The organism is Halobacillus sp. 12SKB, from assembly GCF_052941655.1.
Genome location: NZ_JBRFWR010000001.1, coordinates 2,023,423 through 2,043,188 on the forward strand (window position 1 = coordinate 2,023,423; position 19,766 = coordinate 2,043,188).

General features: G+C 42.4%; 21 protein-coding genes, 1 other RNA gene and 1 pseudogene. 13 read left to right on the forward strand and 10 right to left on the reverse strand.

The annotated features are described in order from the left end of the window. Positions 1-42 precede the first annotated feature (42 nt). A complete protein-coding gene (locus tag ACQ4XT_RS09690; protein WP_446853511.1) occupies positions 43-462 on the reverse strand; it encodes a Thoeris anti-defense Tad2 family protein in 420 nt (139 codons plus the stop codon). A 94-nt stretch (positions 463-556) separates the two neighbouring features. Continuing rightward, positions 557-1,423 carry a GNAT family N-acetyltransferase gene (locus ACQ4XT_RS09695; RefSeq protein ID WP_446853512.1) on the reverse strand — a complete coding sequence of 289 codons (867 nt, stop codon included), beginning with the start codon at positions 1,421-1,423 and terminating at the stop codon, positions 557-559. A gap of 158 nt (positions 1,424-1,581) precedes the next feature. Between ACQ4XT_RS09695 and smpB the strand changes: the two genes are divergently transcribed. The 3 genes from smpB (at position 1,582) to ACQ4XT_RS09710 (ending at position 3,188) form a co-directional block, all read left to right on the forward strand. Next, positions 1,582-2,046: an SsrA-binding protein SmpB gene (smpB, locus tag ACQ4XT_RS09700; RefSeq protein WP_089651385.1), complete on the forward strand. Its 465-nt coding sequence runs from the start codon at positions 1,582-1,584 to the stop codon at positions 2,044-2,046. Positions 2,047-2,143: 97 nt separating this feature from the next. After that, positions 2,144-2,506, forward strand: a transfer-messenger RNA (tmRNA) gene (gene ssrA / locus ACQ4XT_RS09705). Positions 2,507-2,762: 256 nt separating this feature from the next. Then, positions 2,763-3,188 (forward strand): universal stress protein, encoded by a 426-nt coding sequence (locus ACQ4XT_RS09710; RefSeq protein WP_446853513.1) that lies wholly within the window; start codon positions 2,763-2,765, stop codon positions 3,186-3,188. 159 nt (positions 3,189-3,347) lie between these two features. Here the strand turns inward: ACQ4XT_RS09710 and ACQ4XT_RS09715 are convergent, their stop codons facing one another. Then, entirely contained in the window at positions 3,348-4,289 is a 942-nt protein-coding gene (locus ACQ4XT_RS09715; RefSeq protein ID WP_446855643.1) for an arginine deiminase family protein, read from the reverse strand. 118 nt (positions 4,290-4,407) lie between these two features. Between ACQ4XT_RS09715 and ACQ4XT_RS09720 the strand changes: the two genes are divergently transcribed. Further along, on the forward strand, positions 4,408-5,730 hold the full coding sequence (locus ACQ4XT_RS09720) for an amino acid permease (protein ID WP_446853514.1): 1,323 nt from the start codon (positions 4,408-4,410) through the stop codon (positions 5,728-5,730). Here the strand turns inward: ACQ4XT_RS09720 and ACQ4XT_RS09725 are convergent. The 3 genes from ACQ4XT_RS09725 to ACQ4XT_RS09735 form a co-directional block, all read right to left on the reverse strand. After that, positions 5,719-6,474 (reverse strand): YqcI/YcgG family protein, encoded by a 756-nt coding sequence (locus ACQ4XT_RS09725; protein WP_446853515.1) that lies wholly within the window; start codon positions 6,472-6,474, stop codon positions 5,719-5,721. The two genes, ACQ4XT_RS09720 and ACQ4XT_RS09725, sit on opposite strands and share 12 nt — an antisense overlap. A gap of 62 nt (positions 6,475-6,536) precedes the next feature. Beyond that, positions 6,537-7,154, reverse strand: coding sequence for a LysE family translocator (locus ACQ4XT_RS09730; protein ID WP_446853516.1), 618 nt, complete (start codon positions 7,152-7,154; stop codon positions 6,537-6,539). 214 nt (positions 7,155-7,368) lie between these two features. Further along, entirely contained in the window at positions 7,369-7,995 is a 627-nt protein-coding gene (locus tag ACQ4XT_RS09735) for a spore coat protein (protein ID WP_446853517.1), read from the reverse strand. 554 nt (positions 7,996-8,549) lie between these two features. Here ACQ4XT_RS09735 and ACQ4XT_RS09740 point away from each other — a divergent pair. Further along, positions 8,550-8,896 (forward strand): annotated as a pseudogene (locus ACQ4XT_RS09740) (YpjP family protein). 29 nt (positions 8,897-8,925) lie between these two features. Here ACQ4XT_RS09740 and ACQ4XT_RS09745 read toward each other — a convergent pair. Further along, positions 8,926-9,297: a winged helix-turn-helix transcriptional regulator gene (locus ACQ4XT_RS09745; RefSeq protein WP_446853518.1), complete on the reverse strand. Its 372-nt coding sequence runs from the start codon at positions 9,295-9,297 to the stop codon at positions 8,926-8,928. 152 nt (positions 9,298-9,449) lie between these two features. Here ACQ4XT_RS09745 and ACQ4XT_RS09750 point away from each other — a divergent pair, with 152 nt between their 5' ends. Continuing rightward, the gene (locus tag ACQ4XT_RS09750) at positions 9,450-10,430 is read left to right on the forward strand and encodes a zinc-binding dehydrogenase (RefSeq protein WP_446853519.1); all 981 of its coding nucleotides are present in this window, start codon (positions 9,450-9,452) and stop codon (positions 10,428-10,430) included. 17 nt (positions 10,431-10,447) lie between these two features. After that, positions 10,448-10,942, forward strand: a complete 495-nt coding sequence (locus tag ACQ4XT_RS09755) for a lactoylglutathione lyase family protein (protein WP_446853520.1) — start codon at positions 10,448-10,450, stop codon at positions 10,940-10,942. A gap of 67 nt (positions 10,943-11,009) precedes the next feature. Here ACQ4XT_RS09755 and murB read toward each other — a convergent pair whose 3' ends face one another. Then, positions 11,010-11,930 carry a UDP-N-acetylmuramate dehydrogenase gene (murB, locus tag ACQ4XT_RS09760; protein ID WP_446853521.1) on the reverse strand — a complete coding sequence of 307 codons (921 nt, stop codon included), beginning with the start codon at positions 11,928-11,930 and terminating at the stop codon, positions 11,010-11,012. Between the two features lie 256 nt (positions 11,931-12,186). Between murB and ACQ4XT_RS09765 the strand changes: the two genes are divergently transcribed. The 3 genes from ACQ4XT_RS09765 to ACQ4XT_RS09775 all read left to right on the forward strand — a co-directional run bounded on the left by ACQ4XT_RS09765 (position 12,187) and on the right by ACQ4XT_RS09775 (position 15,684). Then, the gene (locus ACQ4XT_RS09765) at positions 12,187-12,345 is read left to right on the forward strand and encodes a DUF1540 domain-containing protein (protein WP_089651397.1); all 159 of its coding nucleotides are present in this window, start codon (positions 12,187-12,189) and stop codon (positions 12,343-12,345) included. Positions 12,346-12,544: 199 nt separating this feature from the next. Then, complete coding sequence (ilvD, locus tag ACQ4XT_RS09770) at positions 12,545-14,245, forward strand: dihydroxy-acid dehydratase (protein WP_446853522.1); 1,701 nt, start codon at positions 12,545-12,547, stop codon at positions 14,243-14,245. An 866-nt stretch (positions 14,246-15,111) separates the two neighbouring features. Next, positions 15,112-15,684, forward strand: a complete 573-nt coding sequence (locus ACQ4XT_RS09775; protein WP_446853523.1) for a histidine phosphatase family protein — start codon at positions 15,112-15,114, stop codon at positions 15,682-15,684. 33 nt (positions 15,685-15,717) lie between these two features. Here the strand turns inward: ACQ4XT_RS09775 and ACQ4XT_RS09780 are convergent, their stop codons facing one another. Together ACQ4XT_RS09780 and ACQ4XT_RS09785 are read right to left on the reverse strand one after the other, a co-directional pair. After that, positions 15,718-16,128 (reverse strand): VOC family protein, encoded by a 411-nt coding sequence (locus tag ACQ4XT_RS09780; protein WP_446853524.1) that lies wholly within the window; start codon positions 16,126-16,128, stop codon positions 15,718-15,720. Positions 16,129-16,212: 84 nt separating this feature from the next. Beyond that, positions 16,213-16,752 (reverse strand): flavodoxin family protein, encoded by a 540-nt coding sequence (locus ACQ4XT_RS09785; protein WP_446853525.1) that lies wholly within the window; start codon positions 16,750-16,752, stop codon positions 16,213-16,215. Positions 16,753-16,858: 106 nt separating this feature from the next. On the opposite strand from ACQ4XT_RS09785, the gene ACQ4XT_RS09790 reads away from it, so the two are divergent. The 3 genes from ACQ4XT_RS09790 (at position 16,859) to aceB (ending at position 19,766) form a co-directional block, all read left to right on the forward strand. Next, the gene (locus ACQ4XT_RS09790) at positions 16,859-17,740 is read left to right on the forward strand and encodes a LysR family transcriptional regulator (RefSeq protein ID WP_446853526.1); all 882 of its coding nucleotides are present in this window, start codon (positions 16,859-16,861) and stop codon (positions 17,738-17,740) included. Positions 17,741-17,991: 251 nt separating this feature from the next. After that, the gene (locus ACQ4XT_RS09795) at positions 17,992-18,102 is read left to right on the forward strand and encodes a YhfH family protein (protein WP_115822687.1); all 111 of its coding nucleotides are present in this window, start codon (positions 17,992-17,994) and stop codon (positions 18,100-18,102) included. 71 nt (positions 18,103-18,173) lie between these two features. Beyond that, the gene (aceB, locus tag ACQ4XT_RS09800) at positions 18,174-19,766 is read left to right on the forward strand and encodes a malate synthase A (RefSeq protein ID WP_446853527.1); all 1,593 of its coding nucleotides are present in this window, start codon (positions 18,174-18,176) and stop codon (positions 19,764-19,766) included.

The window sequence follows — 19,766 nt, forward strand, 5'->3', positions numbered from 1 at the left end:
AAAAAACGCGCGAATGATTTCGCGCGTTTTTTTAGTGATGTCTTATGCACTAATTGTATTTTGAACAGTGGCTACATCCTGCTCATTCAAATAGCGTGCGGAATTGGCAAGATCCAGATTTACGAAACGGGACCACTGAGACAATTCATCAGCTTCCACGAGGTGATTGTTCATGATGCTGCCTTCGTTTTCAGAGCAAATGTGATAAGAAACAAAAAGTTTCCCCTGCATCAATTCACGATCGTGAGAGACAGAAACAATCGTCCATTGATCTTTATCTGTTTGTTCCCAATCAGAAGCGAGAGCATCATCTGTGGTTAAAGAGTAAAAAGTAGGTTCATTATGATCAAAGAAAACAATCTTTCCTTTTTCATCTTTTACAATATATCCGGAATTCTTCCATGTATGACGTTCCAAAGCATGACCTTCATCTAGTAGCTGTACGGCTTGCATAAAGTTCATAGTCTTTAATCCTTTCTTGCGTTAAAATTTTTCCTTTAGAGGATTCTAAATACTATGAAGGAGCTTGTCAATATATGCAGAAGATTTCTTATAATTATGCCTTTTTCCAAGTGCCGTAGAGGATCCATGGTTCCTGAACATCATAGGGGGAGAGTTCAGGTATGTTCTTGAATCCCTGGTCGGAAAAATCAATCCAGCACCCCACATTATCCGGGTTGTTGTTCCAATGATGGAGGACCGTTTCAAAAAAGCCGGGTTGATCATAATGATCGTCCCAGAAGTATTTGACATGAGAATAATCGTATTTCTTTGTATCATTCTTTAAGATGACGAACCGACTTTGATCAGGATTCTCAAAAAAGGAGCATGCCTGTAAATAATCATCGGTGAAAAGCGCCTCATCAAAAGGGAAGGGATAGTAGCATTCGTATGGAAATGTTCCTAAGGCGTTTTCTTTCAAACCTGTCAGCAGGTCACGCTTCCTTTCTAATCCATCGACAGGCTCCCATACAGGACCCTGGGTATGTCCTGATAATAAATCAGGGCGTTTTAAAGTCAGGTAGTGAAGGATTGGCCCTTGATCGATCCCGAGTTTTTCAAGGACACGTCTTGCAGGTAAATTTCCAAGGTGTGTGTTCGCGCCGATCCACCTCACTCTTGGGTCTTTTTTCAATTGATCAACCACAGGTTTGAGCAGTTCCGTAGCGTTTCCTTTCTTATGAAAACGCCGATCACTTCTCAGACGGCCGAGCATAGCGAATTTATCCTGACCGAATAAGCTGTAGCCGCCAACTGCAAGCATTTGGCCATTTTGAAAAAGACCGAAGAGTTCATGACTGTCAGAAGTGATGAGTCGATCAAAAATCCGAACCACATAGTCGTCTTCAATCCCTGTATCCAATTCTTTGAGGGTCGGATAGTCTTCAATCGTTAAGGGTTTTACATTCATGACTTGTTCCATGGGTTGTATCTCCTTTATCAAGCATGTGCAACTTTATATTCTCACACGCTGACAGAAAAAGTCTATTCAGAAAGATTAGACTTCATCCCGCCTGATATCAATTGGAAATGCTTATGAGTTTTGGTACAATGAAGGGACGCAACAGAGGAGGAAAAGGTATGCCAAGAGGACATGGAAAAACATTAGCTCAAAATAAAAAAGCCCGTCACGATTTCGCCATAGAAGAAACGTTCGAAGCAGGAATCGTCTTACAGGGGACAGAAATCAAATCGATCCGTAATGGACGTTTGAACTTGAAAGACAGCTTTGCCCGCATCAATAAAGGGGAAGTGTATTTGCACAACATGCACATTTCTCCATATGAGCAGGGGAATATCTACAACCATGAACCAACAAGGGCACGTAAGCTGTTGCTGCACCGAAAAGAAATCAATCAGCTGATCGGTCAAACCCAGCAAAAAGGTTATTCTTTAGTACCATTGAAAGTGTATATTAAAAATGGTGTGGCTAAAGTGCTTGTTGGAGTTGGTCGAGGCAAGAAGAAATATGATAAACGAGAAGATTTGAAACGTAAACAGCAGAAGCGTGAGATCGACCGTGCCATCAAGGACAGCCTTCGCTAACGCCTACCCCTTGAAAAATAATATATTTCTGCTATAATAATATTTGTCGTCAACACGACATGGATCAACAGCTTGACTGTTATCCCTTAATCCTAACGGGGACGTTACGGATTCGACGGGGATAGGTCGAGCTCGGGTTGCGAGTCGAGCGACGCCTCGTAAAACCGTCATTTGCCTAAATATAACTGGCGAATCTAACGAAAACCTAGCTGTAGCTGCGTAAGTAGTCTATAGCTGATCCTTCCTGGCATCGCCCATGTGCTAGATGAAGGGTCTCAAACTAAAGTGGGCTACGCGTTTTTCCACCGCCTGAGGAAAAACGAAGAGAACAATCAGGCTAGCTCCTCGGAAGCCTGTTGGTAGGCTGAAGAGGCAGTGAAATATAATATATCAACTACGCCCGTAGAAGCCCGAGTGCCGATATCTCCGGACGTGGGTTCGACTCCCACCGTCTCCACCAATACATACATTGGTGGTTTTTTTATGCCTGAAATCAGGTGTCCTTCATGTATCTCCTGATTTCAATACAAAAGTTAAGAGATAATTTTTGTATATAAGCCGGAATAAATTTGATAAAATACACATAAGGAAACCTTTTGCACAGAATGAAAGAAGAGCAGGTGTTTAAGCGTTTCTTTATGAAAAAAATGAAAGCGTTTCCTTAGGTTTTGATAAGCTTTACTATTAATAAATACTTCTCTGAAGGGGCGGTTCTAATGTCGCAAAAAATTTTGGTGCCGATTGATGGATCAGATTTTTCAATAAGAGCTTTGCAACATGCAATGGAAATAGCAAAAGCATTGGGGGCAGAAATTCTACTCTTAAATGTACAATATAATTACAATACCCCTAATATTAACCGGTTTGTAAGCAGAGAAGAAGTACGTAAATACCAACAGGAAAACGCAAAAGAAGTGATTGAACACGCATTAAAAGTCATTGGAAATTCAGAAGTAACCATACACACAAAAGTCAGAATTGGTTCACCCGACTTCGAAATTGCTAAGGAAGCGCGAGAATTGAATGCTTATAGTATCGTAATGGGGTCCCGTGGCTTAGGTGCTATTAGAAGTAAAATTCTAGGGAGTGTTAGTTTCAACGTGTTACATGAAGCCTCCTGTCCGGTAACAATGGTAAAGTAATTAAAAATTTCATGCTGAAATCAATTTCTTTCATGTACGCAAAATAAAATAACGAGAAAAAGTAGACCTGGCCACCTAACATTCAGGTACCCAGGTCTACTTTTTTCTCGTTATGTTCATATGGCGTCCTATCTATTTTCATTTGGTTCAGCACGCTGCTTATCCTCGTTCTATTGGTAAAGTCATACATCGGATTCCGCCGCCACCAGCTTCCAATTCGTCCACATTCACTTCGATCAGCCGTTTCTTTTTCAGGCGTTCGTGATGGAAGATTTTTTTGTGGGCTTTTGAGCTGATTAACAACGTATCAGGGTCGAGGTTTAAAAAGTTGATATCCGCTACCGTATGCTTTACTTCATCTGTCCAAATGATTTCATAACCGTGTCGTTTAAGAAATTCATGCATCATGACATATGACGACCCTGTGCTGGTTAAAACTTCGACAGGGAAATAGCGCATATAACTTTTGGCTAAGGCTATTCCTGCTCCTGCAATGTTAAAATTCATGTCTAAATGCATGGTGTCTCCCCGACGAGGCAGGTCGATGATACCAACCTCAGAAAAGCCGAGCGGGATGATCTTCTCTTTTAACGCTTTCGCGCTCTCGTAACTTGACCGCATTCCTACATTGATGAAGGCGGCATCCTTGTTTAGAACAAATACATCGCCATTCTCAAGTGCATTAGCCATGTCATTTTCATGGATCGAATATTGTTCGTCGTCAAACCACTGTTCGAAAATTTTGTGGGCATGAAAATACTCTGGTCTTCTCATAGTGGTCCCCGCTTCACCTGGGATTACTTTATTACCGAAGACACAGGCAAGGTCTCTTACAAAAACGCGATTGATCAACTGTTCATGGAAAGCATTCTCTTCTTTCTTGAGGTAAGTGGAATAGTCGACAACCTGGACTCCCTCTTTACTCATAGCCTCGACCATCTGGTTAAAACAGTGCTTCATTTTATCGCTATCCGCTGTTTTTTCCCAACGGATATCTGTTGCGGTTTGTTGATCAGGGACATGGAGAACGGAAGGTGTACAAACCACCACACTTTTAAGTTCATCGTATTCATTCCAGCAATTAGGGTTCCAGTTCATCATGAATGCCACGCTCCTTCTTTATCTCTTGATACTTTCTCCTCATCTACATAAAACATTCTTCGTTTCACACATAATCCTGGCGAATCCTTTCAAACTAAATGCAGAAGGAGGGGTGATCATGGCCGAAGTACATAAAGAAGGGAAACTATCATGGTGGCAGCTGTCGTTCATCGGGATTGGATGTATTATTGGTACCGGATTTTTTCTAGGGTCCAGTATTGCCATTGAAAAAGCCGGCCCAGCGGTATTGCTAGCCTATTTAATCGCAGGGATTGGGACGTATATTGTTTTCCGTTCCTTAGCCGCCATGACAGCGAATCATCCGGAAAAGGGATCGTTTCGCACTTATGCTAAACAAGCCTTTGGTCCATGGGCTGGGTTCAGTAATGGCTGGGTTTACTGGTCTTCAGAAATGTTGATTATGGGGAGTCAATTAACGGCCCTCGCCATCTTTGCACAGTTCTGGTTTGAAAAAATTCCTCTTTGGGTGTTGGCTTGTGTCTTTGCCGTCCTTGGTCTCGTAGTGATATGGCTTGGAGTCAAACAAGTAGAGCGAATGGAGAATGTTTGCGGGCTAATAAAAATATCTGCAATCATCATGTTCATTCTTATAGCGATCCTTGCTGTGACTGGAAACATAGGGGGAGGAGAACCGAAAGCTATGACAAGCCCCCTGTCTTCCATTTTTGATGGGGAGTGGTCCGGGCTGTGGATCGCCCTGCTTTATGCGTTTTATGCGTTTGGAGGGATCGAAGTCATGGGGTTGATGGCCAATGAATTGAAAGACCCTAAGGATGCACCAAAGTCCGGGACGATGATGCTTTTCGTGCTCACTAGTGTCTACGTGGTCGCCTTTTACTTTGTCCTTAAACTCACTTCATGGAAGAACATATCCACAGAGGAAAGTCCTTTTCTGACAGCCTTGACGGAATATTCTCTCCCCTGGGTGCCGCATGTATTCAACAGTGTCTTAATCATCGCTGGATTTTCAACAATGGTAGCATCTCTATATGCTGTCACAACCATGCTGATGGCCTTGAGTGAAGAAGGGGATGCACCTGGCATATTCGCTGAAAAGGAGGAAGGGAAAGTATCGAAGCCTGCCTTTCTTCTAACCATTTTGGTTGTCATTCTCTCGATTATCCTTGCTGTGCTGCTTCCTGATCGGATTTTTGAATATGTAACAACGGCAGCAGGATTGATGCTTTTGTACAACTGGGTTTTCATCCTCCTGTCTTACAAGAAGTTGATGGTGAAAGGGAAAAAGGGAACGGTGCTCGTGCTCATTGGGATCGGTCTGATCATTATAGCTGTAACAGGCACGTGGATTGATTCCATGACTCGGGTCGGTTTTTTTGTAAGCTTAGCGTTTCTGGTCCTGATTGGCTTTGCAACATGGGTGAAGCAAAAGAAAACACCCCATTCAGACTCAGGGGCGTAAAGTTTTCCATTTGTTTTTCAATGCCATGAAGGGACATTTGGATAAGGTTGATTCGTCATCTTTCAAGAAGTATTGTTTCCACTCATGGTTATCTTTTTGTCCATACCATTTTAAAGCGGGGTGGGTCGGTATACCATCGTAATCCTCTAATCGCTTACGAATCACCTTTTTGATTCTTCTTCCAAAGGGAGTCGAATCGTTGATTTCATCAAATACCCAGCGAGGCTGAAAAGCAAGCAGCATACAGGGGAAGCTTCGACTGTTCCTGATTTCATGGGCAGGGGTCGCACAAAATGCGAAGTAAGGTTCACCATTGAAACAAAACTCCCACGCAGGGTCCTCAGGGTTCTTTGGTATGTCTTCCGGCCAAGGGGATGGATCTTTCGTGTGTGCGATGTTCAGTAAAGTCCAAAAAACCTCTTCATATTCGTCCATCGTCGTTTGTTCATCCAGAAGTGTTCGTGTATCACAGAAGATCACGAGGGATGCGTAGTTCCCTGTGGATCTCGATATTTCACCATATTCCTTTAATAATTCAGCTAAATGATCTGTACTTGCATCTTTACGTGGATCTCCGACAAACCCGAAACGCAACATGTTCTTCATAAAACCTTGTATTCCAGGTACACAAGGATAAGGGTTCTCCCGCTGAATCATCATGTTCGAGAATTGCTGATAAGCCGTAAGCTGCCAAAGGTCGAGGTCATTCGCCTGGTTCTCTATTTCTTCTTTGGTGTACAACATAAATAATCTCCCTCCTAGGATACATCCATATCCTATTGGAGAGAGCAGGTATAGGTGACTGTCTACCCAACAAACATCTTGACTGCTTGAAACGCAAAATAAACACCGAAACCAATCAGCAATAGTCCAGAAAGTATGGAAACCCCTCTTAATAACTTTTCTGTCATCCACCTTCTAGCACCTGATGCTGCTCCAGCCATCGTAAAATCCCATAACATGATCCCTATAAAGATGCCCCCACTGTAAATAAGTAGTTGAGTGTGTTCATATTGAGAAGAAATCTGGGCGAGAATGGAACCGTAAATACCAATCCAGAAAAGAATGTTCAATGGGTTTGATAACGCCATCAAAAATCCTGTTTTAAAGGATTTCATTTTTGTCGATGAATAGGACCGATTCGTTTCTTCCGTATGAGAGGCCGTCATGCTCTCAATACCAGTATAAATCAATACAAAAGCTCCAAAAGACCAAAGGAATGTTTTTACAAGAGGAAGCTCTACGTATTGAGCCAGTCCAAAGTAGATCATCAGCATGAACAAGGCATCCGCGCACATCGCTCCCACACCGACAAGCCAGGCATGCCAAAAGCCATATCGAATCCCCTTGTCCAACTGGGCAGCGTTGATGGGGCCGATCGGAGCGGATAATGATAAGCCGAGTAGAATATAACTGAATAGCAAGGTGAAGGACCTCCTTTATAGATGCTTGTCCCTATACTATATTAAAACAAGGCTTTTGGTATTAATAAAATTACAATTCAACAGTATTCATAAAATCCACCCTTATGAATGATGGCACTTTTTATCCGTCACAACGTCATTCAGACAAATGTAGTTTTAACATGAAAGCATTAAATAAAAAGGACGCCTGTGGAAAAACAGGCGTCCTTTTTATTTAATGTGGCATGTTGCCTTGTGGTGCGGTTGTATAGCTTTGCAACATCTGGTTCATATCTTGTTGCTGCAATTGTGGAACTTGGTAGTACCCGTGTTTGTTCTGATAAAGGAAAATCTCATAACTCATCTCGATGAAGTTCGGGACACTATCTGCAATCACACGACGCAGGACTGGGTTCGTCATTTCAAGCGCTGTCATAGACAATAGAGTTGCAAGCGTCTTTGTTTGTCCCAGCATATAGGCAGAAAGTCCTTTATCTGCAAGTTCATTGACCGATTTGTTCGGTTTTTTGGGCTGGCCAGGTTTGATTCCGTAAACGACTTCGTTGCTTTGCTGCATTTTATATTGTTGTGTATCTTGAGCTGGATCTTGACCTGTGCTGAAACTCTGGACAATCGTGTTGTACATTTGGGTCACAAACGCATGTTGACGCTGCTGGATGCTTTGAAGTTCTGGGTCCTGGATATGCTGAGCATACATTTGGTATTGATCAAGCATATTGATTAAGCTTGCAATGACTTCATGAGCATCAAATAACTCATGACCACCGTGGTTTGGATTCATCATGGTTGGTGGCATTTGTTGTCCCTGCGATTTTTGGTTTTGGCCTTGATTTGGATTCATATCTTTTCCTCCTCCTTTTTCATCTTTTAAGTTTTCCTTATTTTCTTGTTTCATGTACAGGGAAAGAAACCCACATAATAAACTTAAGGAAAAGGAGACAGGTTGAGGAATGGGTTTGGATATCGCTATGTGTATTTGAAACCGTATGGATGCCTTCGAAGCCCCAAATAGTATGTATGACTATTCACCAAAAGCTATAACAATGATGAACTGGAAACGGTTTCTTTTTACTTATGGACAACTTCGGAGAAAATGGTAAAATGAAGTCATCCTGAAGTAGAGGGAGACTTTCTGAAATGAAGCCGCTAATGAGAAAAGTATTTGTTGTACTTATATCTGTCATGACTCTGGGCCTTTACGTACCACCAATGCAGATCGATACCGATGCAGCTGATAAAAAAGAGCTGTCGGCCGATCGTCATGTTCAAGAATCACCTCATGCTACAAAGACAGAAGAACTTGAAATCACACCTCCATCATCTGTAGAGCCTTTGACCACTGATGACTGGATTGAAACCATAACAGAGCAAGCCAAAACACAAACCCTTACAAAAATGGGACCGCGAATCATTGAAAAAGTAGATGAAGACATGACCACAACGATTTTACCGAAGATTGAAGAGGTGATGGAAGAGATTCTTACATCTGCTGATGAAAACGAAGTTCCTTATTATGAAATTACCGAGATCCGTCCCCAGGATACGGTGAAAGAATTTTTAATATCCATAACAAACATACAGATGAAGAAGTCGCTCGTTTTCATGTCCGCAGGGATAAGCGGCCTGGTGAAGGGTACTGGTTTAACTTCCATTACCATTTGCAAGAGGACAACTTCATGAAACACCATGAACTTGGCGAGATTTACTGGGAAAAAAACACGCCTCCGAAATGGATGTCTTAAAAAAGAAAGCGACCTCAACAGGTCGCTTTTTATTTTTGCATAAAATCCCGACCTGTCCAACAGCTGTTCATCTGAATCCCTTCTTTATCCGCATACTCATCCCCCCATTGACACATTCCATAAAGAACTGGTTGCAGCTTGCGGCCGAATTCAGTGGTAGAATACACCACCCTGGGAGGAACTTCTTCATAAACTGTCCGTTCTACAAGTCCATGTTCCTCAAGCTCTCTCAATTGTTGTGTTAACATTTTTTTGGTGATCTCAGGAATGGTTCTCCTCAATTCATTGAATCTTTTGTCCCCTTCATTCAAATGCCAGAGCAATAAAACTTTCCATTTCCCTCCAATTAAATCGATGACTAAATTGATCGCGCACTGGTATTCAGATTGCAGTTCTTTCATCGTGTTTCCCTCATTTCTAACCATTGTTTAGGTTACCCTTTAGTAACTCAGTTACTGAAAAGTGCCTTCTTGTTTCTTCTTGAACCTCTCGTTAGTATATAGTATATCGTTTCAAATGTTGATGGAAACTGTTTAAAGAGGAGTTGAAAACGATGAAAGCCCTACTTTTACATGATAAGAATCAATGGAAGGGAATGAAGGTGGAGGAAGTAGAAAAGCCTCATCCTCAAAAAGGGGAAGTTCTTATTGAGGTTCATGCGGCTGGGTTGAATCCTGTCGACTATAAAACCGCAACGAATGGGAACCCGAATTGGACGTATCCTCATATCCTCGGTCTGGATGCTGCGGGTACAATTGCTGAGATTGGAGAAGGTGTGACGGAGTGGAAGAAGGGCGATCGAGTGGTCTACCATGGTGATTTGCTAAAGAAAGGGGCTTATGCGCAATATGCTGTAACAACAGCTCATACGATCTCTCGAATTCCAGATGAAATCAGCTTTGAAGAGGCGGCTGCCATACCCACAGCTGGTTACACCGCTTACCAGGCGATCCACCGTAAGCTTCCGTTGGATCAAGTGGAAACCATTTTGATTCACGCAGGAGCAGGAGGTGTCGGAGGTTTCGGTATACAACTTGCAAAAGCGGCAGGGAAGACGGTTATTACCACAGCTTCTTCCCATAATCACGATCACGTCCGCCAGTTAGGCGCAGAATTCGTTATTGATTACCGTGAGGAAGATGTTCACCAAAAAGTTAAAGAAATCACCGAAGGTAAAGGTGTCGATGCAGTCGTTGACGCAGTAAGCCGTGACAATGCTAGCGCATCATTGGACTTCCTTGCCTTTATGGGCCACCTGGTATATATCGCTGGTGCTCCTGATTTCACTAAAGTAAAACCCTTTACTACCGTTGTTTCGTACCATGAAATTGCCCTTGCAGCGGCACATAGAGCGGATGTAGAGTCTCAAAAGGATCTTGCAGTTATCGGGAATGAAATGCTTAAGATGATGGTGGATGGTAAACTTTCTTCTCTACTGGAAGAAACCATTTCATTGGAAGAGGTTCCACAAGCTCTTGAGCGTCTGTCCGAACGGCATGTAAAAGGTAAAATCGTGGCAAAACTAAAATCATGATGAAGGAGTTTTAAATAATGTACCCATATCCAAGAAGTTTTTCACATATCGGTTTGTCTGTACCAAATTTAGAAAAAGCGATTGAGTTTTATACCGAGTTATTCGGGTGGTATGTCATTATGGAACCATCAGACGTCCATAACGATGATACACCAGTCGGTCAAATGTGCCGGGACGTTTTCGGCAACGATTGGGACACATTCAGAATTGCTCACCTATCGACCGGAGATAAAATTGGCATTGAACTTTTTGAGTTCCCGCATCAGGAAGAGCCGGAAAACAACTTCGAATATTGGAAAACAGGTATCTTCCATTTCTGTATTCAAGACCCGGATATCGAAGGCGTTGTGGAGAAAGTGAAGGCCAAAGGCGGGAAACAGCGCATGCCTATCCGCGAATATTACCCTGGAGAGAAACCGTACAAGATGGTTTATGTTGAAGATCCTTTCGGTAATGTCTTCGAAATTTACACCCACAGTTATGAATTGACCTATTCCAAAGGGGCTTACTAAGGAACCATTTTGAGAACAGGAAGCTTAGGTGAAGAAAAAGAGCCTGCGCATTGCGCAGGCTCTTTTTTTAGTCTTTATCGTCACCGATAATTCGAACTTCTCTTTCCAAATCGACGCCGAATTTTTCTTTCACCGTTTTTTGAACGTGCTCAATCAGAGAAATGTAATCAGAAGTTGTTGCATTATCTTTGTTAATGATAAACCCAGCATGCTTTTTAGAAACCTCGGCACCACCAATATTGGTCCCTTGAAGGTCGCTGTCTTGAATCAGCTTACCAGCGAAATATCCAGGAGGTCGTTTAAAGACACTTCCGCATGAAGGATATTCAAGTGGTTGTTTAGATTCACGCTTGTACGTTAAGTCGTCCATCACTTCTTTAATTTCATCATATTTCGCAGGTTTCAGATGGAAGGTGGCCTCTACTACGATATCTCCATTAGCAGAAATATTACTTGTTCGATAATCAAGATCAAGTTCAGCGGCGAGACGTTTCACGAGATTTCCATGCTTATCTACCACATACGCGTAATCAAGTACATCTTTAATTTCTCCACCATATGCACCCGCATTCATGTACAGAGCCCCTCCGACAGTTCCTGGGATTCCGCAGGCAAACTCCAATCCGGATAAATGCTTATCAAGAGCGTAACGAGAGGCATCAATGATACGGGCACCGCTTTGGGCGACCACTGTGTTCCCTTCAGAATAAATGGTGTCCAGATGTTTTAAGTTGATGACGATTCCACGGATGCCGCCATCTTTAATGATTAAGTTGGATCCATTTCCAAGCAAAGTGAAAGGAATGTTGTCTTCATTCGAAAGCTTAACGACATTTTGAACTTCTTCGTAGGATGTTGGAGTAATGAAAAAGTCGGCTTTTCCACCGAGCTTTGTGTACAAGTGGTCTCTCAACATTTCATCCACTTTCACATTTTCCTCTTTCACGAGTTCCAACAATTTATTATAGATCTTTTGTTTCTTATTCATAAACACCAGTCCTATTATAAGTTGATTATATTCTGATTGGACCTCAATCAGTCTTTCCAGCGATCTCTTTTAATACAATTTATGAAAGAACGTGGGAAAAGTTCATTTTGACCATTTACAATCACGCTTCCTATTCTATCACAAAACAAAGTGGTCATTGTGTAGGATTTTACTTCAGGTTTTTTATGGGCACCACTGACACGTATATTGAAAGTCCTATTAGCAGAAAATAACCGCTATAGGGAGGTGTAAGAGAATGGCGCTGGATGTAAAATGTGAAGTCCGAAACTGTGTTCATAACAATGACGGAATTTCCTGCGGAGCGGATGAGATTTTCGTTGTCAGTCATAAAGGTAAAAAAGCAAGTCACAGTGAGGAAACGGATTGTAAAACATTTGAACCTGCAAATGTGTAATATTCCCCCTATAGATCGAGGTCTGCTTTAATAGCAGGCCTTTTTTTCATTTTTTTCTATCAATGAAAGCGTTTTAATTGTAGGGAATGTTTATTATATTCAGAAAAATCATTGCTATGCTCCTTACTTGTTAGTATTATCATGGTAAGTTCATTCATTTACACAATGATTCGACCATTTTTTATAAGGAGTGTTAGGGATGGAGAAAACGAAAAAAGATCTAAGAATAAGAAGTAAAGACATCAGTGAAGGCGTCAATCGAGTCCCGAACCGCTCGATGTTGAGAGCTGTTGGATTTACAGACGAAGATTTCAAAAAACCGATGATCGGAATTGCGAGTACGTGGAGTGAGGTTACTCCTTGTAATGTACATATCGATAAACTTGCGCAAGAAGCGAAAAGTGGTGCAGGTAAAAATGGTGGAGCACCGATGATTTTCAATACCATAACAGTAGCTGACGGTATCGCGATGGGACACGAGGGGATGTTTTACTCTCTGCCAAGCCGTGAAGTGATTGCGGACTCCATCGAAACGGTCACCAATGCTGAAAGGTTGGATGGTCTGGTTGCCATTGGCGGCTGCGACAAAACGACACCAGGCTGTTTGATCTCCATTGGCCGTCTGAACATTCCTTCGGTGTATGTATATGGAGGAACCATTCAGCCAGGAAAGCTTGATGGAGAGGATATTGACATTGTGTCGTCGTTTGAAGCTGTAGGGAAGTACCATGAAGGGCAAATTGACGATGAACAGCTGCACAGAGTGGAATGTCATGCATGTCCAGGAGCGGGTGCTTGTGGTGGAATGTACACAGCGAACACAATGGCCTCTGCTGTAGAAGCTTTAGGGATGAGCATTCCTGGATCTTCCTCTACACCAGCGGATAACGATTATAAAGAAACGGAATGTAAACAAGCGGGCGAGCTTGTCATCGAGCTGCTCGAAAAAGAAATTTATCCTCGCGACATCATGACCAAAGAAGCATTTGAAAATGCTATCACCGTCGTTATGGCCCTTGGTGGATCGACAAATGCGTTCCTTCACCTCCTTGCCATGGCTCATTCTGCAGGAGTGGACCTGGATCTTGATGACTTTGAGCGTATCAGACAGGAAGTCCCTCACATTGCTGATATGAAACCGAGTGGGAAATACGTCATGCAGGACTTGTATGAAAGTGGCGGCGTACCGGCTGTTATGAAATTGCTCCTTGAGGAAGGTTTATTGCACGGGGACTGCCTTACAGTCACTGGGAAAACGGTCGCTGAAAACCTGGCAGAGGTCCCTTCTCTCAAAGAAGGCCAAAAGGTCATTGTTCCTTTTGACCAGCCAATTAAAGAAAAAGGACCACTCGTCGTCTTAAAAGGAAATCTGGCTCCAGAAGGTGCTGTAGCTAAAATGTCAGGACAGAAAATCAGCCGTTTCGAAGGACCTGCACGGGTGTACAACAGTGAAGATGAAGCGACGGAAGCCATCGTTAACGATGAAATCAAAGAAGGAGATGTCCTCGTCGTTCGAAACGTAGGTCCAAAAGGGGGACCTGGCATGCCTGAGATGCTTTCTATTACAGCCATGATCGTAGGTAAAGGGCTGGGTGGAAAGGTTGCGTTGCTTACGGATGGTCGTTTCTCCGGTGGATCACATGGTTTCGTAATCGGTCACGTGGCTCCTGAAGCAGTGGTAGGAGGTCCTATCGGACTGCTTCAAGAAGGAGATACTATCACGATTGATAGTGATACGCAGCAAATTAACTTTGAAGTTAATGATGAAGAATATGAGCGCAGGAAGAATGAGTGGAAACGTCCAGAACCTAAGCATAAAAGAGGCGTGCTGGCGAAATATGCCAGACTCGTATCTTCCTCTTCCAAAGGTGCCGTTACAGACTTGGACCTTGATGAATAAAATTATATGCCTCATGAAAAGCCCGGATTCCACTCCGGGCTTTTCTATTTAACCCACAACAATCTTCTACTAAAGCTCCCTTTCTTGAAGACTCAGTTTCGAGATGTTTCCGTTGTTCGTTGCCTGGTTGAGCGTTAGGGGTGGCCGGGAAGCAACTCGCTTTCCTGTGGGGGAGCGTCGAGCTTCCTCGGACTGCGTCCTGCGGGATCTCGCCTAACTCCTTCTCCCACGGGAGTCTCGCAGCTTCCCAACCACCTCATTTAATGTATGTCAGAAACGAACCCCTTTACCAAGTTGGATTTTCTTTCGGGTATCCCGATTGTTAAAAGCATAGAACGCTCTGTATTAAGCTCTCAGAGTGCAAATACCTGGGCACGGGGATTTTATCCTTTTTCTCCCATTAAACTGAATAGCTGATTATTCGGGGAGTGGTTTCGAGACACTGATATAGCAAAGGGGCGGAGGGGAATGGCGAGACTCCTAACTTAAGTGTGCTGGCGCCTCGATCAGCGGCGTATGGACTGGACTGAGCTGGCGGAGATAAAGGAAACACGAAGAACGGAGTGATTCGATGTTGACTTATCGTACAGAAGCGAGGGAAGTCTCACTAGCCGCTAGGCGCCGGAACCGGATATCGAAGAGGAAAAAAGTGCATGGTGAGACCCCACAGGACGCAGTCCGAGGAGGCTCACCGCGCTCCCGCGGAAAGCGAGTTATTCCCCGTAGCCCCCATCCACTCAATAAAAACCACGAAACTGAGCCTTCAAGAAACCTGCCATTATGTTTAATAAGCATTTATGAAGGAGGTAGGTTTGAAGGATATGATCGTCTTGTTGTAGAAAAAGAAGGAGGGAGGTGAAGGAATAATGACGAAGGTTGCATTGATTAGACATGGAAGTACACCATGGAATAAAGAAAAAAGAGCGCAGGGAAGCTCTGATATTCCTTTAGATGAAGAAGGCATGGTGGACGCTTGGCAATTAGCTGAGCGCTTACATAAGGAAACATGGGATGTGCTTTATTCAAGTCCTTTGAAAAGAGCGGAGCAGACAGCGGAATTCATCAGTGAAAAAGTAGGATTGACCATCCATTTTGACTCTCGGATAGAAGAAGCCAGTGGTGGTCAGATCGAAGGAACTACAGAACCTGAGAGAATCGAAAGATGGGGAGAGGACTGGCGTTCTAAGGAATTGGGCATTGAAACCCCTGAGAGTGTTGTTTCGAGGGGAATGTCGTTTGTGGATGATGTTTTGAAAAAGCATAAAGGGAAGAAAGTTATTGTTGTTAGTCATGGTGCTTTAATCAGCCATTTATTGAGGGAACTGGACAGTGAAAATGTTCGCGATGAACATATGAAAAACACTTCTTTATCAGAAGTTCATTTTAGAGAGGGACAATGGGTTTGTGATCGTTTTAATTGTACGATCCATTTGGATTGAGAGAAGCGGCTCAGAGGTGAGCCGCTTTATTTATTATTCTTTTGTATAGTTCAAATCCCAAGTTATTCCGTAAGGGTCTTTCACTTTCGCATAGATCGCACCCCAAAAGGTATCCTGAAGTTCCATTACCACGTTTCCGTCTTCTTTTAATCGGTCGTAATAGGTTTGAATTTCATCGGCACTGTCACATTCTATTACGAGGGCTATATGGTTCCCGGTCTTAACACTTTGATCAGTGAATGAATCAGAAACCATAAAGAACAAGGCATCTTTTTTGAACTGAGCATGCATGACTCGCTCGTCCATTTCCTTCGGTGTTTCAAATTCTGCCTCGCCGAAAGTTTGGAGATTGATAACGTCACCATGGAAAATTTGTTTGTAATAGTCCAGCGCCTCTCTTGCGTTACCATTAAAACTTAAATAAGGGGTAGCTTGATGCTTCATAGCCGCGAAACACTCCTTTTGGAATTTATTTGCTTCACCATCATTATAAGGTGTTGGGAGGAATAAAACAAGAACATTTGTTCGTTATTTTTTAAAGGCGTTATTCCATGCCTTCATCTTATCCAAGGCGAGCAAATCTTCCTTGATTTCTCCAGGTTTGACGGCATTGCCTATCACATAATCTTCGAATGGCATTCCTACAAAATCGAAAATATGACCGAACTGTTGAATTAAAGGCAACCCTGTGACATATGGATTGCTCCCGCCTGTTGTAATCACATAGGCCTTCTTACTGCGTACCTGTTTTTTGAAGTCAAATCGATCATCACGCATATATTGGGACCAGCGGTCGAAGAACAACTTCATGTGGGAAGTCATTCCAAACCAGTAAATTGGAGTGACAAAAATAATGAGATCATGAGCTAGAAAAGCCGACAGTACGGATTCATAGTCATCCTCAACAGGTGAAAAACCTTCATCCGTATGCCTCATATCAATGATAGGGTTAATCTTATAATCACTCAGACGTAACTGTGTATGCTCAAGACCTTCAAGTGCTTGTTTGACAAGGTATTCAGAATTACCGTTCTCTCTTGAACTTCCTAATATAGTCAATATTTTCATTAAACACGGCCTCCTTTGCTTCTAAAAAGTATATCATTGAACAAATCATCACAGTTATCTATACTTATCGATAATAACTATTGTAAAAAATGATAGAGGTGTATGTATGGATGTTTCTTATCTTTATACATTTAAAGAAGTAGCCAAGTGGGGGAGCTATACCCGCACAGGGGAAGAACTCGGTTATGCTCAGTCTAGTGTGACGACACAAGTGAAAAAACTTGAAGATTACTATGGGGTTAGACTTTTTGAGCGGGCTGGACAAACGATGCGTCTAACCCAGTCTGGTGAACAACTCTTATATTATGTCGACCAGGTCATCGACTTATTGGAAGAAGCGGAAAGCAAGCTTTCGGATTGTGTTCAAATGCGAGGGACTGTGAGAATTGGAGCTGTTGAATCCTTGGCCGCTTATTTTATATCCAAGTCTTTGAAAGCTTTTAAAGAGCAAAACCCCGACTTGCGCATTCAGTTGGAATCAGGACTTTGTCCAAATCTAAAAGATGATGTGTTAGAAAGCCATTATGATCTCGCTGTCGTACTTGATGAAGAAGTGAAGCATTCTCATTTGAAAGCTTTACTTCTTCGAAAGGAAAATATGGTTATGGTCGCTGCTAAGGAGCACCCACTAGTTGGTGAGAAGGAAATAGACTTGCAGTGTATAGAGGACGAAACACTCATTCTGACAGAAAAAGATTGTTCCTATAGAAACATGCTGGAGCGGCTTTTAAAGAAACGTGCAGTAGAACCCCGCTCGGTAATTTCCTTTACAAGTCTTGAAGCAATCAAACAATGTGTGATTGATCAACTGGGGATCGCCATGCTCCCAGAAATGACAGTCGCCAGGGAACTTGAAAATGGAAGTCTTTGTGCTTTGGATTTTGACCATGAAGAATTGGCTTTATACATCCAAATCATTCATCATCATAAGAAATGGTTATCTCCATCGTTGGAGAAGTTCATTGAATTGCTTTATGAGAAAAAATGAAGATGAATTTGTCTGTATTAAAACAGTAATTTTAGTCAAATCAAGTAGTATATTCATTTTTCAGTAAGAAACCAAAAGAAATTAAGATACAAAAAAGGCGCTGAATCCTTTCGCAGCGCCTTTTTTGTATGCGGCAAATGCCTAAATTAAAAAAACTTTCAGAAAACGGTTGCAATTTCCTCTTCCTCACAGTAAACTGTACCATAACAGATAAACAAAATAACTTCTGTTATAACAAAGGAGGAGCTAAAATGAAAAAACAACAGAATGTCCCTTGTCCGCAGTGTGGTTCTAAAATCGAAGGTCATACTTACAATTACATGATGGAATGTGATCGTTGCCTTTCCAAAAAAGATGAATAATTTTTTTGGTGTAACTGTTATATATCAGTGATTATTATTCGTTATTAGTATACAACAGAGGTGGCGATTCAATGGAAACCAAATTGTCTGGAATACAAATTCATGGAACGATGCACGACGGATTTTCAGAGATTTTAACAGACGAGGCATTATCCTTTATCATTCAATTGCATAAAAAATTTAATGACAATAGAAAACAGTTACTTGCAGACCGGCTCGAAACCCAAAAGAAAATTGATCAAGGAGTACGGCCTGATTTCCTGAAAGAAACCGAACATATCAGGAAATCTGACTGGACGATATCCCCCATACCTGACGATCTTAAAGATCGTCGGGTGGAAATTACAGGGCCTGTGGATCGGAAAATGGTGATCAATGGCCTGAATTCCGGGGCGAAAGTATTTATGGCTGACTTTGAGGATGCGAATTCTCCGACCTGGCTGAATACTATTCACGGCCAGATAAATTTGAGAGATGCGGTTAGAGGAAACATTCGTTTTGAGAATCCAAACGGGAAAGTATATGAGTTAAACGAAAACACCGCTGTACTCAAAGTACGCCCACGTGGCTGGCATTTAGATGAAAAGCATATGACATACAATCAGGAACGGCTCTCAGGTAGTCTCGTGGACTTTGGTCTCTATTTTTTCCATAATGCAAAAAAACTCATAGAAAATGGTTCGGGGCCGTATTTTTACTTACCGAAGCTTGAAAATCATCGAGAAGCGAAGTTGTGGAATGATGTGTTTGTCTTTGCTCAAGACTATCTCAATATCCCACAAGGTACTGTGAAAGCGACTGTCTTGATTGAAACGATTTTAGCTGCATTTGAGATGGATGAAATTCTTTATGAATTAAGGAATCATTCCGCTGGGTTAAACTGTGGCCGTTGGGATTATATTTTCAGCTACTTGAAAAAGTTCCGTCATGATGAAAGTTTTTTACTGCCTGACCGTGCGGATGTGACGATGACTGTTCCATTTATGAGGGCCTACTCGCGGTTAACGATTCAAACCTGTCACAAGCGGAACGCTCATGCCATGGGTGGGATGGCGGCTCAAATACCAGTGAAAAATGATAAAGAGAAAAACGAAGCTGCTTTTGAAAAGGTACGTGCAGATAAGGAGCGGGAAGTGAAAGATGGGCACGACGGGACGTGGGTCGCCCACCCGGCCATGGTAGAGACAGCGATGGATATTTTTAACAAACATATGCCTGATGAAAATCAGATTCAAAGAGATCAAGCAACCGTCTTTTACCGTGCAGAACAATTACTCGAAGTACCTGAAGGATCTATTACAGAGCAGGGGTTAAGAACAAATATTAATGTTGGGATCCAATATATGTCGTCATGGCTGGATGGCAGAGGGGCAGCACCGATCCATCACTTGATGGAGGATGCGGCAACTGCTGAAATCTCGAGAGCTCAAGTATGGCAGTGGATCAGACATCCGAAAGGCATATTAAAAGATGGCCGGGAGATCACGATGGAGCTTTACGCATCGTTGAAAGAAGAAGAGATGGAAGCGATACGGTGGGAAGTTGGAGAGAGTGCTTTTGAAAAAGGTTCCTATATGGAAGTCGCTCAGTTGTTTGACCAACTGATTCGAAACGATGAATTTGCTGAGTTTTTAACTTTAGAAGCTTATAACCATTTATCTTAA